Genomic DNA, 14,198 nt, shown 5'->3' on the forward strand with positions numbered 1-14,198 from the left:
ATGGGGGCTTCCGCAAGCGCCGCGCGGTCTTGCGAACGCGCCAGGATCAAGGCCCCCGTGCCCGGATCTCCCTGGCCTCGCCCCCCTCCACCAGCACCTCGGCCGGGGTCGGGTGGCTGAGGAAGCCCGTCGGGCTCGCGGTGAGCCCGTAGGCCCCCGATTGCAGCACCGCGACGAGATCGCCCTCGGCCAGCGGCGGCAGAGGGGCGGCGCGGGCCAGCATGTCCAGCGGCGTGCAGAGCGGGCCGACGACCGCGGTCTGCGTGCGTTCGCAGCCCGCATCGGTCACGGCGGCGAGGGGAAAGTCGCGCTTGACGATCTGGCCGAGATTGCCGCTGGCAGCGAGATGGTGGTGCATGCCGCCATCGGTGATGACGAAGCGGCTGCCGCGCGATTCCTTCACCGCCAGCACCCGTGCCACATAGACACCCGCCGGCCCGGTGAGGTAGCGGCCGGGCTCCAGCACCACGCGGGCGCTCGCCATCAGCGGGTCCGCCCGCAGGGTGGCGATCAGGTCGGGCAGCCCGGCCCGGATCGCGCCGAGATCGAGGGCGGTGTCGCCGGAGAAGTACGGGATGCCGAGGCCGCCGCCGAGATCGATCGACTCCAGCGGCCGCCCGATTCGGCTCGCGATCCGCGCCGCAAGCCCGAGCCCGTAGGTCCACTGGCCGAGGAGGGTGTCGGCCTTCAGCCCTTGCGTTCCCGCGAACAGGTGAAGGCCGACGAGGCGCAAGCGCGGTTCGGCCTCCGCGGTGTCGATGGCGGCCTCGATGTCTTCCTCGTCGAAGCCGAACGGCGAAGGCTTGCCGCCCATCCGCATCGCCCCGCCTTGCGCGGTCGCACCGGGATTGATCCGCAACGCCACCCGCACATGCACGCCGTGACGCTCGGCTGCCGCCGCGACGCGAACGATCTCCTCGCGGTTTTCGAGATGGATCTCGCCGATGCCGCCGCCGATCACCCGGTCGAGGTCGGCCGCACCCTTGCCCGGGCCGGCGAACAGGATCTTGTCCGGTGGAACACCCGCCCTGATCGCGGCGTCGAACTCGGCGCCGGAGGCGATCTCGGCCCCTGCGCCCTCCTGAGAGAAGACGCGGATCACCGCCGGGTTGGGGTTCGCCTTGACCGAAAAATCCACCTCCGCGAAGCCGGCGAGTGCCGCGCACAGCGCCCGGTAGATCCGGCGCATCGTATCGGCGTCGTAGACGAAGAGCGGCGTGCCGAATTCCTTTGCGAGGTCGGTCAGCGGCAGGCCGCCGACCCGCAGCACACCGCTCGCATCGCGCGAGAAGTTCTCGGCGATCAGCGCGGCGGCGAGGTCGGGAGCGTCGGCCATGGGTCCTAGATTTCCACCGCCGCGCGCTCGGCGGTGAGGCGCTTGTAATCGACCTTGCCATTGGGCGTGACGGGCAGCGCGGCCACCGCCTCGATGGTGCGGGGCACGAGATGGGGTGCCAGCGCCGCGCGGAGGCGCTGCAGCACGTCGGCCGTGCCCGGCGCACCCTCGGCGGGGACGGTGACAGCGTGGATGCGCTGGCCGAGGCTCGGGTCGGGCAGGCCGATCACGGCGGCGGCGCGGAAGGCGCCCGTCTCCATCAACGCCGCCTCGACCTCGGTCGGGCTCACGCGAAACCCTTGCGTCTTGATCATCGTGTCCTCGCGGCCGATGAACCGGAAGAAGCCGTCTTCATCCTCCACCACGAGGTCGCCGGAGCGGCAGACGAGGCCCGGCGCGGAACCGGGCGGTGGGAACGGATCGGGCACCAGCACGCGGGCGGTGTCCTCGGGCCGCTTCCAGTAGCCCATCGAGACGGTCGGGCCTCGGTGGTGCAGAATGCCGGGCTCGCCGGGTCGCGCCGGGCGTCCTTCCAGGGTGACGGCAAAAATCTCGGTCTCGGGGATGGCGCGGCCGATCGAATCCGGCCGCCGGTCGATCTCCTCCGGCGGCAGGTAGGTCGAACGGAAGGCTTCCGTCAGGCCGTACATCAGCACGACGGCCGTATGCGGCAGCCGCGTGCGCAGGCGCTCGATCGTCGGCAGCGCGAGGCTGCCGCCGGAATTGGTGATCGCCCGCAGCGCTGAAAGGTCCGCCTTGGCCAGATGCGGCGCGGCCCGTGTCAGCAGCGTCCACAGCGTCGGCACGCCGGCCAGCACGGTGATGCGGTGCGCCTCCAGCGCCCGCACCACGTCGTCGCCGAGCCGGGGCGTCAGCAGCACGATGCGCGCGCCCTGCTCGACGCTCGTGAGGAGCTGGTTCAGGCCGTAATCGAACGAGAACGGCAGCACCGAGAGGAGGCGGTCCGCGGGGTTGATGCCGAGATAGGTCCGCACGATGCGGGTGCCGGCGATCAGGTTGGCGTGGGAGAGCATCACGCCCTTGGGCAGGCCGGTCGAGCCCGAAGTGTAGAGGATCGCCGCCAGCCCCTCCGGCGTCGGCTCGCCGGGGACGAGGGCCGCGGCGTCGTCACCCGTCTCCCCATCGAGGATGCGCAGGTCCGAAAGGTCATCGAGCGCGCCTTCGAGCCCGGCCGCGTGGGCGGCATCGGTCAGAAGCACCCGCGCGCCGCTATCGGCGACGATGTGGTGGACCTGACGCGGGCGCAAGGACGGGTGGATCGGCACGAACACGCCGCCCGCCGCGCTGGCGGCAAAAATCGCGACGCATTCACGGATCGATTTCGGCAGCAGGATCGCGACCCGGTCGCCGGGCCGCAGGCCGAGACGCGCCAAGCGCTCCGCCAAAGCGGCGACGCGGACCCGGAAGCCGCCATAGGTGAGGGTCTCGCCCCCCTCGACGATCGCGGAGGAATCGTCCGCGCCGGCTCCTTCGAGCAGGTGGTGCAGCAGCGTCGGGGCCATGGGACGGGTCAGGCGCGGATCAGACGTCGGAACGCCGGTCGTCGATGAAATGGGCCAGCGTGTCGACGCTGGCGAAGTTCGCGAGGTCGAAGCTGTCCTCGTCGACCTCGACGCCGAAGCGGTCGCCGAGATGCATCATCAGGTCGAGGATGCCGATCGAATCGAGCGCATCGCTGGTCACGAGGGAAGTCTCCCCGGTGACGGCGCCGGAGGGAAGGCCCGGGTTGCGGGCCGCGATGAAGGCGAAGATCGCCTCCCGCACGTCGGCCATCGACTGAACCACGGCTTGGATGCCCCTCGATCGGTCCTGTGCTGGTCTCGGGTTGCGGGCTTAAGCCCAACGCAAGGGCAAGTCCATGGTGCGTGCATGGTGAGCGCATGGTTCTTGGACGATCCCCAGGCATCCATCGCTTCGCCCTGCCTCTTTAACCGGCGATTCACGCTGCCCCGCGAGGCTTCCCGGCATTCCTTTTCTCCCGGAGTCCTCGGCCCGTGTTCGGTTCAGCCCAGAACGGCGTCCTTCTCGCCGCCCGTCTCCTCATGGCTTCGGCCCTACTGCCGACCGGCGTGGCGCGCGCACTCAACGTCTCCGGTTTCGCGGTTGCGTTGGCCGGCGCCGGTTGCCCCGCCCCCAACGCCGTCGCGACGGCGGCGGTGATCGTGCAGGTGTTCGGGCCGCTGGCGGTCATCCTCGGTGTGATGCCGCGGATCACCGGACTGGCCATGGCCGGCTTCGTGGCCGGCATGGCGGCCCTGCTGCACCCGTTCTGGCTCCATGCCGGGGCCGCCGCGGTGACAGAGCGCAGCTTCCTCCTCGCCGATCTCGGGCTGGCGGGCGCCTTCCTGATGTACGCGATGACCGGCCCCGGCGCCTGGAGCTGGCGCGGGGTCTTCAGCTCCGGCGAGGCTTCGGCGCCCGCACGAGCCCCCGCCAAGCCGGCGGCCAAGGCGCCCGCGCGGCCTAAGTCCGGCAGCGTCAAGCGGGCGGGCGGCCGGGCTCCGGCGCAGGCCGCGGCGTAAGAGGGGCAAGGCTCTGGGGCGAACCGTCGGCGGGTCTCGGCACGGCCTCGGCGACCCGTCGCTGACCGGACACCTCCGCGCCCGCATCCGGCGCCAGCCGCCGGAACACGAAGAACGAGCCCACAGAGACCACGGCCACCCCGAGGAAGGCGAGGGAGAAATCCCCCGCCTCGATCCCGGCATGGCCGTGCCAGGCGGCGGCGCCCTCCAGCGCCAGGGCGCCGATGGAGACACCGAGGCTGAGGGACAATTGCTGCGCGACGCTGGCCAGACTCGTGGCCGCGCTCATCTCCCGCGATTCGAGGTCGGCATAGGCGATGGCGTTGACGCAGGTGAATTGCAGCGAGCGCACGCAGCCGCCGAGCAGGAGCACGCCGACGATGATCCAGTGCGGGGTCTGCGCCGTGAATAGCCCGTTGGCGGCGAGAAAGGCGGAGGCGACCAGCGCGTTGACCACCATCACCCGGCGGAACCCGTAGGCGCGCAGGATGCGCGGGCCAACGATCTTGATGAGAAGGGCGCCCGCCGCCGCGGCGAAGGTGATGAGCCCGGAATGCAGCGGATCGAGCCCAAAGCCGATCTGCAGCATCAGCGGCAGCAGGAAGGGGATGGCGCCGGTGCCGATGCGGAACAGGCTTCCCCCCGTCACCGCCGCGCGGAAGGTGTCATGCTTGAGCAGGTCGAGGCGGATGAGCGGATGCTCGGTGCGTTTGGCATGGCGCAGGTAGAGCCCGACGAAGACGACCCCGCCGGCCATGCAGGCCCAGGACACGCCGTCCGGTAGGAGATGGCGCCCGGTCGCGGCAAAGCCCAGCATCAGCAGGGCGAGCCCGCCGCCCGAGAGGAGGAAGCCCGTCACGTCGAGCGGTGGGCGCGTTTCCTCGCGGATATCGCCGAAATACAGGGTCGCGAGGACGATGCCGGCGAGCCCGATCGGGATGTTGATGAAGAAGATCCAGCGCCAGTCGGCATAGGTGGTGATGAAGCCGCCGAGCGGCGGCCCGAGGATCGGGCCGATCAGCGCCGGGATGGTGAGGTAGGCGAGCGCCCCGACGAGTTCGGATTTCGGCACCGAGCGCAGGATCACGAGACGCCCCACCGGCACCATCATCGCTCCGCCGACCCCCTGCACGAAGCGGGCGGCGACGAAGCCGGTGAGCGAATTCGCGGCGGCGCAGGCGAGCGAACCCGCCATGAACACGCACAGGGCGGCGCGGAAGACGTTGCGGGCGCCGTAGCGGTCGGCGGCCCAGCCCGAGACCGGGATGAAGATCGCCAGGCTGACGAGATAGGCGGTGAGCGCGAGCTTGAGGGCGATCGGATCGACACCGAGGCTCGCCGCGATCGCGGGCAGGGCCGTGGCGATCACCGTCGAGTCGGTGTTCTCCATGAACAGAGCGGTGGCGACGACGAGGGGGACGATCTGGGCGGGACGCATCGGCAGGGAGAAGCGCGCGACGCGACGAAGGTTGCGCAAGGCGCGCGCAAGGGGCGCGCAAGTCGCGCGCGAGAGGCGCGGCGACGTTGCACGAAGACGATGCCGGAACCCAACGTTGCGTGGGCGTGGGATGAAACAACGTGGCGGAACGGTCACAGGCCCGCCGGATACGCGCGCCGTCCCCCGTCCAATCCTTCCGGGACCGCCGGCTTAAGGCTAGGCTTCCGCCCGAAAAGCGATGCTGTCCCGCCGGTCACGGCAGGATACGCGTCCCCGAGCGTCCCCCCGGCGCCGGCCTCCATCCCGCGAAAGAGCCTAATGCCCCTGCGGTCGAACCTTCGTCCCGGCGTTTCCCGTCTCGCGCTCGCCGCCGCCCTGCTCGCCGGGTTGGCCGGCTGCGGCGACGTGGTGCTCACCGACGGCGGCGCCCTCTCGCGCCGCGACCAGTTCGTGGCCAGCGACGCCGTCGCCTCCGAGTCCAAGCTGTTCATCGATCCGACCCTGCCGCAGACGGTGCGTACCGTGCGCATCGTCCCGACCGTGTTTTCCGAGGCGGTCTCCGGCCCCGGCCTGTCGCCGGTGGAACGGCGCCTGATCGCCAACGCCGCCGACCGGGCGCTCTGCTACGACCTCTCGCTGCGCTACGACGTGGTGTCGTCGGGGCGCGCCGACCTCACCGTCCGTTCGGCGATCACGCGGGTCGATCTCACCAACATTCCGGCCTCCGGCGCGACCGTCGCCGCCACGACGGCGATCTCGGTGGCCGGCCAAGTCGGCATCGGCTTCGCCAACACCCTGGGCCGGGTGCCGGTGCCGCGGCTGCCGATCGGGCTCGGCAGCCTGACCATCGAGTCCGAGGCGCTCGACGCCCGCAACCGCCAGCGCGCGGCGATGATCTGGGCGGGGGCGGCCAACTCCTTCACCAACCAAGCCCGCTTCTCGGCCGCCAGCGACGCCTACGATCTCGCCGGCGAGTTCGGCCAGGATTTCGGCTCCTACCTCGCCACCGGCAAGGATCCGTTCAAGGGCGAGCTGCAGCTCCCGACCTACGACCGCATCCGCATCACCACGTTGGGCGAGGCGCCCCTCGACCCGGATTGCGAGGCCTTCGGCCGGGCGCCCGGCTTCGACGGCATCCTCGGCGACATGGTCGGCCTACCGCCGGAATGGACCGACAAGGGGCCGGGCGTCTCCGCCGCGCGCTAGCGCGGATTCCGATCGAGCGCGTCGAACCAACCTGCGCCCCTCGTCCCACTTGCGGGGAGAGGGGCTCGGCGGAGCGCCGCGTTCAAGCCGCCTCGAACAGCGGCACCGAGCGCATCTCCGGCACCAGCACCACGCCCTTGTCGGTGATGCGGATCTGCGGGATCACCGCGAGCGGGATCAGGTTGAAGCCCATATAAGGGATGCTGCAGCCGGCCCGCTCCCAGGCGCGCTTGAGCGCCTTCACCTCATCCGCCACCGCGCCCACGCGCTTGTCGGAGAGGAGGCCTGCCACCGGCAGCGCCACCATCGCCACGACGTGGCCGTCCTCGACGACGCAGACACCGCCTTGATGCGCGGCGATGGCATCGAGGGCCACCCGCATGTCGGCCTCGTTCAGCCCCGCGACGATGAGGTTGTGCGAATCGTGGCCGACGCTGCTCGCCACCGCGCCGCGCTTCAAGCCGAAGGCCGAGAGCAGCCCGTGGGCGACGCCGCCGGAACGGCCGTGCCGCTCGACCACCGCGACGTGGCAGAGATCGTGTGCGGCGAGCGTCGCCGCCCAATCCGCGCCGGGGGTGAGCGAGACGCGCTCATGCGTCAGCTCGATGCCCGGCAGCGTGGTGCGGATCGCGTTGACCGTGCAGGGCCCGGCGGGCAGCGCCGGGATCAGGGCGGGAACCGGATCGGGCAGGCGGACCGTGGCGTAGGCGGGGGCCGGGTAACGGTAGGGCCGGGCCAGGGCCTCTTCGAGACGCGGCGTCGGCCGGCGATCCTCCACCACCTGTTGCCCGCCGTACCACGTCGCCTGCGGCACGAGATCGTCGTTCAGAAGCACGAGGTCGGCTCGGCGCCCGCCGCCGAGGCCGCCAACCTCGCCGTCGAGGCCGTAGCGGGTGGCCCCATGCAGCGAGCCCATCGCCCAGGCCGCGGGTTTCGGGATGCCGCGCGCCACCGCCTCGCGTACGACCCAGTCAAGGCCGAAGGCGAGAAGGTCGTCGGCGTCGCGGTCGTCGGTGCAGGCGCAGACTCGCTTCCAGGCGGCGCCGTACTCGGTCACGGTGCCGATGGCTTTGGGCAGCGAGTGCCAGGGCGTGGTCGGCGGGCCGCCTCGCAAAAAGATCCAGAGGCCGGCTTCCAGGAGATCGTCGGCGATGTCGGCATCCACGGCCTCGTGGGTGTCGGTGACGCCGCTCGCGGCGTAGGCCGCCACGAAGTCGCGGCCGTAGACATGGCCGGAAACTGGGCGGCCCCGCTCCAGCGCGGCGCGGATGATGGCGTGCGCCCGCTCGTCCCCGCTCGCCACCGCGACGAAATCCATCTTCTCGCCGAGCCCGATCGCCTCAGGCCAGGCATCGAACAGGGCGCCGATCTTCTCCGCCGTCAGGTCGCCGCCCGCCGTCTCGAGATCCGGCGTGGTGGCGGGCACCGTGCTCGGCACGGTCAGGAAGATGTTGAGGGGCGCCGCGCGGGCATCCTCCAGCATCCATTCCACGCCGTTCACGTCCAGCACGTTGCCGATCTCGTGGCTGTCGCAGACGATCGTGGTGGTGCCGTTGATCAGCGCGGCCTCGGCGTAGGCGCAGGCCGTCACCATGCTGCTCTCGATGTGCAGATGCGGATCGACCAGCCCCGGCGCGATCAGGCCGCCGCGCGCATCGTAGCGCGGGGCGGCGCCGCGATGGTGGCCCGCCGGCTTCACCGCGGCGATGCGCCCGCCCGCGATCCAGATCTCGCGGTCGGGCAGGATGCGCTCGGAATAGGTCGAGAGCACCCGCGCACCGGTGATCACCAGATCGGGCTCGGCGCGGCCTGCGGCGACATCGGCGAGGCGCCGCGTCATCCGGGCCAGCGGCGCGACGGCGAAGCGGGTGAGGGGTTGGGCGGTCATCGGGGCCTTCCTTACGTGGCTCTCGGGCACGACGCGCAGGCATCGTGCCACGAAAGGAAGGCCGGGCGCAGCCGCCGGTAATGGTTAGTCCTGTTCGTCCGACGCGTCCTTGGCGCCGGCCTCGCCGCGGAAGCCCGTGGCCAGCACGTAGAGTTCGCTCGAATCCGCCCGGCTCGCCTGCGGCTTGACGTGGCGCACGGTGGCAAAGTCGCGCTTCAGCTCGGTCAGCAGATCGCCCTCGGTGCCGCCCTGGAACACCTTGGCGAGATAGGCGCCGCCCGGCGCCAGGATCTCGCGGGCGAAGACCGCGGCGGTCTCGGCGAGCCCGATGATGCGCAGGTGGTCGGTCTTCTTGTGGCCGGTGGTGTTGGCGGCCATGTCGGACAGGACGAGGTCGGCCCGGCCGCCCAGCAGCTCGGTCAAGCGCTCGGGTGCGGAGGGATCGAGGAAGTCGAGGGTGATGAAGGTCGCGCCCGGCATCGGCTCGATCTCGAGCAGATCGATGCCGACGATGCGGCCGCTCTCGCCGAGGATCCGCGCCGCGACCTGCGACCAGCCACCGGGGGCGGCGCCGAGATCGACGATCCGCTGTCCGGGCTTCAACAGCTTGAAGCGCTCGTCGATTTCGAGAAGCTTGAACGCCGCGCGGGAGCGGTAGCCCTCGCGCTTGGCGCGGGCGACGTAGGGGTCGTTGAGCTGGCGTTCCAGCCAGCGCTTCTGGGAGAGGGTGCGCCCGCGCCCGGTCTTCACCCGCTGCTTCAGGTCGCCGCGCAGGCCGCCCGTCCCGCCTCGCCGGTCGCTCATGATCCTGTCCTCAAGCATCGGAACGCACCGATGCGCTCACAGCCGCAGGATGGTCCCTATCGCGGCGCGGCGGGTCCGTGAAGACGTTCCGTCCGGGGAGTCGGTCGCCGCGGGCGATGAGACGAGGGCCGGCCCGGCTTTCTCAGCGATACCGCCCGCGGCGCCAGACGCCGTCCTCGCGCATCATGTTCATGAGCAGGCCCTCGCGCAGGCCGCGGTCGGCGATGCGCAGGCGCTCGGACGGGAACACCCGGCGGATCGCCTCCAGGATGGCGCAGCCGGCCAGCACGAGGTCGGCCCGGTCGCGGCCGATACAGGGGTTGTCGGCGCGCTGTTCGAGGCGGGTGTCGAGCAGATCCTCGATCGCGTCGCCGACCTCGTCGTCGCTCATCCAGAGGCCATCGACCCGGCGCCGCTCGTAGCGGGCGAGCCGCAGATGCATGGCCGCGAGCGTGGTCACGGTGCCCGAGGTGCCGAGCAGGTGGAAATAGGGTGCGGTGGCAGCCGCCGCAGCGCGGATCGCGAAGGGGGAGATGAGGTCGCCGACCTCCTCGACCATGCCCTCGAAGGTCCGCCGGGTGACCTCGGTACCGCCGTGGCGCTCGGCCAGCGTCACCACGCCGACGGGGAGCGAATCCCAGGCGCGGATGCGCAAGGTCGGGTCGGTCGAGGGGTTGGCCGCCGCGCCGTCGAGCCATGCGATCTCGGTGGAGCCACCGCCGATATCGAAGATCACGACCGATTCCGCCCGCGGGTCGGCGAGCGCGGCGCAGCCGGTCACGGCGAGATAGGCTTCCGTCTGCCGGTCCACGATCTCGAGGTCGAGCCCGACCTCGGCGCGCACCCGCGCCACGAACTCGGCGCCGTTGACGGCAAGCCGGCAGGCCTCGGTCGCGATCACCTTGGAGCGGGCCACCGCGCGGGACCTCATCTTGCCCCGGCAGATGCGCAGGGCCTCCACCGTGCGCTCGATCGCCGCCTCGGTGAGGCGATTGGAATTGCCCAACCCCTCGCCGAGCCGGACGATGCGGGAGAAGGCGTCGATCACCCGGAAGCCGTTGGGCGTCGGCTCGGCGACCAGCAGGCGGCAATTGTTGGTGCCGAGATCGAGCGCGGCATAGGCGTCGCGGCGGCCGTGACGACCGGTTTCGTAGCGGGGGGGGAAGCTCTCGATCGGGCGTCCGCCCGTGACCGTGCGGGAACCCTCCCGCGCTGTCTGCGGGTCGGCGGTGGGGCGGGCCGACACGGCGGCGGCGCTCTCATCCCTCATCGACGCGACCGAACTTCCTGGCGATGCAGCCCGGCAAGACGCCGGGCCGACGTGGCACCAAGGCTACAGGCGTTATTCAGGAACTGCAAAGGCTGGATGGCCGGCCTTACACGATTTGCCGCATGGATTGTTTCGCGAAAAGTCCCTCAACCCGGTTCCTGCCGCGGCTTAGCCGGCCCGCCGACCGTATAGCTGCGGCCCTTCCATACGGCCCGGCCGGCCCGCCCGGGGCGCAGCAGCACATTCCACTGGATCGCCAGCGCCGTGCCGACGGTGGCGGGGTGCAGGAGAATCGTCGCGAACGGCTCGGCGACCCGCAAAGTGATCGCCGCCCGCGTCGCCAGCGAGACGATGACGGCGGCCGCCGCCAGAACGGCGGCCGTGCCGGCGCCCAGCGCCAGGGCGGCGGCGAGGACGAGCCAGGGCAGGATATGGCCGCCGAACAGCAGCACCGTCCAGACCGGGAGCGAAGCGGGCGTCGCCATGCCCTCATGCGCGTTCTTCGAGAAGCCGGCCCAGCTCTGCGCAAAATCCCGGTACATCCGGCAGGCCGCGAGCGCGTGACCCGCGACGAGATCGGTGTGGAAGCCCTGCTCGCGGAACAGCCGGGGCAGGCGCACGCCGTCATGGAGCGAGGTGCGGATCGCGCCGTGGCCCCCGGTCCGCCGGTAGGCCGCGCGCGCGATCAGGATCATCTGCCCGCAGGCGGCGCCGAGCGAGGGGCGGGGCGAGGCGCGCATCAGGGCGATCGGCAGGTAGCCGAGCATCAGGAAGTCGATCATCGGCACAGTCAGGCGCTCGCCCAGGGTCTCCATCACCTGCCGCGGCACGCCGCTGACGAGATCGGCGCCGCTCTGGACGGCATGCGCGGCGAGCGCCGCTGCGCCGTCAGGTGCCAACGTGACGTCGGCGTCGAGGAACAGGAGGCGCTCGCCCCGTGCCGCCTCGGCCAGGGCGACGCAGGCGTGGTTCTTGCCGGTCCAGCCCTCGGGCAGGGCGGGCACGGCGATCAGCCGCAGGCGCGGATCGGTGCGGGCGATGCGCCCGACGATCGCCGCGGTCTCATCGCTCGAGTGATCGTCGCCGACGATCACCTCGACCGGGACGCCGCGACTCGCGAGCGCCGCTCGCACCGTGCCCTCGATCACCGCCACCTCGTTGCGAGCAGGGATCAGGATCGAGACGAGGCCGTCGCTCGGCGTGGGCTCGGGGCTGCGCAGGATCGCGAGATTGACCGCGGCCAGCCCCGCCGGAAGCAGCGCCAGCGCGAGGGTGATGATCGCGAGGACGAGGAGGGTGAGTGTCATCGGGTCCGCGTCTCCTCGGAATCGCCGTCCCGGTGGCCCGGCTCGAAGCGACGGCCGGTCAGCACCGCCGCGAGCCGCCGCCAGCCGTCATACACGCCGCCGACCCCGCGCCGACCCGCCAGCAGCGTTTCGAACCGAGCCGGATCGCGGGCGATCACGTCGGCGGAGAGCCGGTCGAGGGTCGCGGTCAGCGCCGTCTCCATCCGGTCGAGGCGCTCCGGGCGGGGCAGGGCGAGCAGTTCGGCGGCGGTGAGTGGTTGACCGAAGGCGAGGAAGGCTTCCGCCCCGCGCTCGTCCCAGAAGGCGTATTCCACGGCCAGCGGCAGGAAGGTCGCCTCGGGCGCCATCTCGGCCAGCCGCGCGACGCCGGGTTTCAGCCCGAGCGGGCGGGTCCGCACGTCGGCAAAGCGCCCTTGCGCCGTGATCCAGATCGCCCGGTTCGGCCCAGCCAGGATCGCGCGGGCGGCGGACAGGAATTGTGCGCCGCCCCGCGCGCTGTCGAGATCGACGGGGAAGGCGCCCAACTTCCGGAAGATGCCGTACTTCTCCAGCATCGCCGCATCGATCGGCGCGAAGCTCTCGCGCCCCGGAAACAGGCGGTCGGCCGCCACGATCAGGATCGCCGCATCCCACCACGCTGGATGGTTGGCGTAGATCACCAGAGGCGCCGTGCCGGTGATGCCGGCCGGAACACCCCAGCGGGCCAGCCGCAGGGCGTTCAGGTGGCGCCGCACGAAGCGGTCGAAATAGGCGGCCATGAACCGCCAGAGCGGGGCCGAGCGCTCGGGCGGAAGCGGTTTGCCCCGCGCCATGTCGAATCAACTCAGGCGGTCTTGCGCAGCTCCGGTTCTGCACGGCCGCGCAGGTCCTGATCGAGGGCGTCGGCCGCGATCCAGCCCGACATCATCACCATCGGCATGCCCGGCCCCGGATGGGCGGCGCCGCCCGCGAGGTAGAGGCCACGCACCTCCCGCGAGCGGTTGCCGGGCTTGAACGCGCCCATCATCCGCCCGTGCGAGGCCAGCCCGTAGATCGCGCCGTTGAGCACCTTGTAGCGGTCGTGGATGTCCTGCGGGGTGAGGTGGCGCTCGACGACGATGCGCTCCTCGAGATCCGGCATGCCGCCGGTGCGCTTGAGCTTCTCCAGGATCGTCCGGCGATAGGCCGGGAACATCTTCGACCAGTCGTGATGCGGCCGAAGATACGGCGTGTGGACGAGGACGTAGAGCGCCTCGCCGCCCTCGGGCGCCACGCTCGGATCGGTGGAGGAGGGGGCCGCGAGGTAGGCGGTCGGGTCGGGGGCCGGCTCGCCCTTGCGGTAGATGAAGTCGAACTCCTCCTCCGGGTCGCGGGAGAACACGAAATCGTGGTGGTTCAGGTGCTCGTAGCGCTTGTTCAGGCCGAGATAGAGCACCACGCCGGAGCAGGCCGGCTCGAAGGACTTCTTCTCGTAGGACTTGCCGACCTCGCCGCCGACGAGCTCGCGGTAGGTGCGCACCGAATCCATGTTGGAGATCACGGCGTCGTACGGCGTGATGCCGTCGCGGGTGCGCAGGCCGCGGAGCTGGCCCGCGGCGATGTCGAGGCCCAGCACCTCGTCGGCGGGCTTCATCGTGGCGCCGAGTTCGGTGGCGAGCCGCATCAGCCCCTCGGCCACCGCGCGGGTGCCGCCCATCGGGTACCACACGCCTTCGGCCGTCTGCATGTGGGCGATAGCGCAGAGCACCGCCGGCGCACCGTAGGGCGAGGAGCCGACATATTGCACGAAGTGGTCGAGCATCTGCGCGAGGCGCGCATCCTTGACCTTGCCGCGGATCGTGCTCGCGACGGTGGCGTGCATGCGCAGGCTCAGCACGTCGCGGAGCGTCCCGGGATTCATGTTGGCGCGCAGGTCGATCGTGTCGAACAGATCCTGCACCGCCTTCCAGAAGAAGAACCGCTCGGAGACGCCGTGCAGATGCTCGGAGACGGCGATGAACTTCTTGTAGCCGTCGCCCGCCCCTTGCCCGGGCGCGAACCGGTCCATGGAGGCGGCCATGGCATCCACGTCCTCGATCAGATCGACGCGCGAGCCGTCATCGAAGAAACAGCGCCATTGCGGGTCGAGCCGGCGCAGATCCATGTAATCGTGCACCGAGCGCCCGGCCTCGGCGAAGATGCGCTCCAGCACGCGCGGCACGGTGAGGATGGTCGGCCCCATATCGAAGCGGAAACCGCCCTCGTGCAGCACCGCGGCCTTGCCACCCATCCAGTCGTTCTTGTCGTAGACCGTGACGCGATGGCCGCGCGCGGCCGCCACGCAGGCCGAGGCCAACCCACCGAGCCCGCTTCCGACGACCGCGACCGAAGAACCCTGGCTCATTGGAAACGCGTCTCCCGCGCGGCCTGAAAAAGAAGGCCGTCAAA

General features: G+C 71.0%; 12 protein-coding genes. 2 read left to right on the forward strand and 10 right to left on the reverse strand.

The window, feature by feature from the left end:
• Window positions 1-46 precede the first annotated feature (46 nt).
• From MSPGM_RS17155 to MSPGM_RS17165, 3 genes are read right to left on the reverse strand one after another with little or no spacing between them, the layout of a single operon-like run.
• Window positions 47-1,336, reverse strand: a complete 1,290-nt coding sequence (locus tag MSPGM_RS17155; protein ID WP_003602483.1) for a type III PLP-dependent enzyme — start codon at window positions 1,334-1,336, stop codon at window positions 47-49.
• A gap of 5 nt (window positions 1,337-1,341) precedes the next feature.
• Window positions 1,342-2,859: an AMP-binding protein gene (locus MSPGM_RS17160; protein WP_261925720.1), complete on the reverse strand. Its 1,518-nt coding sequence runs from the start codon at window positions 2,857-2,859 to the stop codon at window positions 1,342-1,344.
• Between the two features lie 19 nt (window positions 2,860-2,878).
• The gene (locus tag MSPGM_RS17165) at window positions 2,879-3,130 is read right to left on the reverse strand and encodes an acyl carrier protein (protein WP_003602486.1); all 252 of its coding nucleotides are present in this window, start codon (window positions 3,128-3,130) and stop codon (window positions 2,879-2,881) included.
• Window positions 3,131-3,351: 221 nt separating this feature from the next.
• Between MSPGM_RS17165 and MSPGM_RS17170 the strand changes: the two genes are divergently transcribed.
• Window positions 3,352-3,879 carry a DoxX family protein gene (locus tag MSPGM_RS17170; protein WP_012753325.1) on the forward strand — a complete coding sequence of 176 codons (528 nt, stop codon included), beginning with the start codon at window positions 3,352-3,354 and terminating at the stop codon, window positions 3,877-3,879.
• Here the strand turns inward: MSPGM_RS17170 and MSPGM_RS17175 are convergent.
• Entirely contained in the window at window positions 3,836-5,317 is a 1,482-nt protein-coding gene (locus MSPGM_RS17175; protein ID WP_003603429.1) for an MFS transporter, read from the reverse strand. The two genes, MSPGM_RS17170 and MSPGM_RS17175, sit on opposite strands and share 44 nt — an antisense overlap.
• A gap of 318 nt (window positions 5,318-5,635) precedes the next feature.
• Here MSPGM_RS17175 and MSPGM_RS17180 point away from each other — a divergent pair, with 318 nt between their 5' ends.
• The gene (locus MSPGM_RS17180; protein ID WP_003603430.1) at window positions 5,636-6,523 is read left to right on the forward strand and encodes a DUF3313 domain-containing protein; all 888 of its coding nucleotides are present in this window, start codon (window positions 5,636-5,638) and stop codon (window positions 6,521-6,523) included.
• Window positions 6,524-6,605: 82 nt separating this feature from the next.
• Here MSPGM_RS17180 and MSPGM_RS17185 read toward each other — a convergent pair whose 3' ends face one another.
• The 6 genes from MSPGM_RS17185 to MSPGM_RS17210 all read right to left on the reverse strand — a co-directional run bounded on the left by MSPGM_RS17185 (window position 6,606) and on the right by MSPGM_RS17210 (window position 14,154).
• Window positions 6,606-8,411, reverse strand: a complete 1,806-nt coding sequence (locus MSPGM_RS17185) for an adenine deaminase (RefSeq protein ID WP_012753326.1) — start codon at window positions 8,409-8,411, stop codon at window positions 6,606-6,608.
• 84 nt (window positions 8,412-8,495) lie between these two features.
• Window positions 8,496-9,215, reverse strand: coding sequence for an RlmE family RNA methyltransferase (locus MSPGM_RS17190; protein WP_003603433.1), 720 nt, complete (start codon window positions 9,213-9,215; stop codon window positions 8,496-8,498).
• Window positions 9,216-9,357: 142 nt separating this feature from the next.
• Entirely contained in the window at window positions 9,358-10,485 is a 1,128-nt protein-coding gene (locus MSPGM_RS17195; RefSeq protein ID WP_003603434.1) for a Ppx/GppA phosphatase family protein, read from the reverse strand.
• 146 nt (window positions 10,486-10,631) lie between these two features.
• A complete protein-coding gene (locus MSPGM_RS17200) occupies window positions 10,632-11,792 on the reverse strand; it encodes a glycosyltransferase (RefSeq protein WP_003603436.1) in 1,161 nt (386 codons plus the stop codon).
• Window positions 11,789-12,604 carry a lysophospholipid acyltransferase family protein gene (locus MSPGM_RS17205; protein ID WP_003603439.1) on the reverse strand — a complete coding sequence of 272 codons (816 nt, stop codon included), beginning with the start codon at window positions 12,602-12,604 and terminating at the stop codon, window positions 11,789-11,791. The genes MSPGM_RS17200 and MSPGM_RS17205 overlap by 4 nt, the downstream gene beginning before the upstream one ends.
• 11 nt (window positions 12,605-12,615) lie before the next feature.
• The gene (locus MSPGM_RS17210; RefSeq protein ID WP_003603441.1) at window positions 12,616-14,154 is read right to left on the reverse strand and encodes a phytoene desaturase family protein; all 1,539 of its coding nucleotides are present in this window, start codon (window positions 14,152-14,154) and stop codon (window positions 12,616-12,618) included.
• Window positions 14,155-14,198: the final 44 nt, after the last annotated feature.

The organism is Methylorubrum sp. GM97 (assembly GCF_024347855.1).
GTDB classification, from domain to species: domain Bacteria; phylum Pseudomonadota; class Alphaproteobacteria; order Rhizobiales; family Beijerinckiaceae; genus Methylobacterium; species Methylobacterium extorquens.

Excerpts from the sequence above, each read along its gene's own strand:
- MSPGM_RS17155 (WP_003602483.1), bottom strand. The coding sequence starts at position 1,336 with ATGGCCGACGCTCCCGACCTCGCCGCCGCGCTGATCGCCGAGAACTTC.
- MSPGM_RS17160 (WP_261925720.1), bottom strand. The coding sequence starts at position 2,859 with ATGGCCCCGACGCTGCTGCACCACCTGCTCGAAGGAGCCGGCGCGGAC.
- MSPGM_RS17165 (WP_003602486.1), bottom strand. The coding sequence starts at position 3,130 with ATGGCCGACGTGCGGGAGGCGATCTTCGCCTTCATCGCGGCCCGCAAC.
- MSPGM_RS17175 (WP_003603429.1), bottom strand. The coding sequence starts at position 5,317 with ATGCGTCCCGCCCAGATCGTCCCCCTCGTCGTCGCCACCGCTCTGTTC.
- MSPGM_RS17180 (WP_003603430.1), top strand. The coding sequence starts at position 5,636 with ATGCCCCTGCGGTCGAACCTTCGTCCCGGCGTTTCCCGTCTCGCGCTC.
- MSPGM_RS17185 (WP_012753326.1), bottom strand. The coding sequence starts at position 8,411 with ATGACCGCCCAACCCCTCACCCGCTTCGCCGTCGCGCCGCTGGCCCGG.
- MSPGM_RS17190 (WP_003603433.1), bottom strand. The coding sequence starts at position 9,215 with ATGAGCGACCGGCGAGGCGGGACGGGCGGCCTGCGCGGCGACCTGAAG.
- MSPGM_RS17195 (WP_003603434.1), bottom strand. The coding sequence starts at position 10,485 with ATGAGGGATGAGAGCGCCGCCGCCGTGTCGGCCCGCCCCACCGCCGAC.
- MSPGM_RS17200 (WP_003603436.1), bottom strand. The coding sequence starts at position 11,792 with ATGACACTCACCCTCCTCGTCCTCGCGATCATCACCCTCGCGCTGGCG.
- MSPGM_RS17205 (WP_003603439.1), bottom strand. The coding sequence starts at position 12,604 with ATGGCGCGGGGCAAACCGCTTCCGCCCGAGCGCTCGGCCCCGCTCTGG.
- MSPGM_RS17210 (WP_003603441.1), bottom strand. The coding sequence starts at position 14,154 with ATGAGCCAGGGTTCTTCGGTCGCGGTCGTCGGAAGCGGGCTCGGTGGG.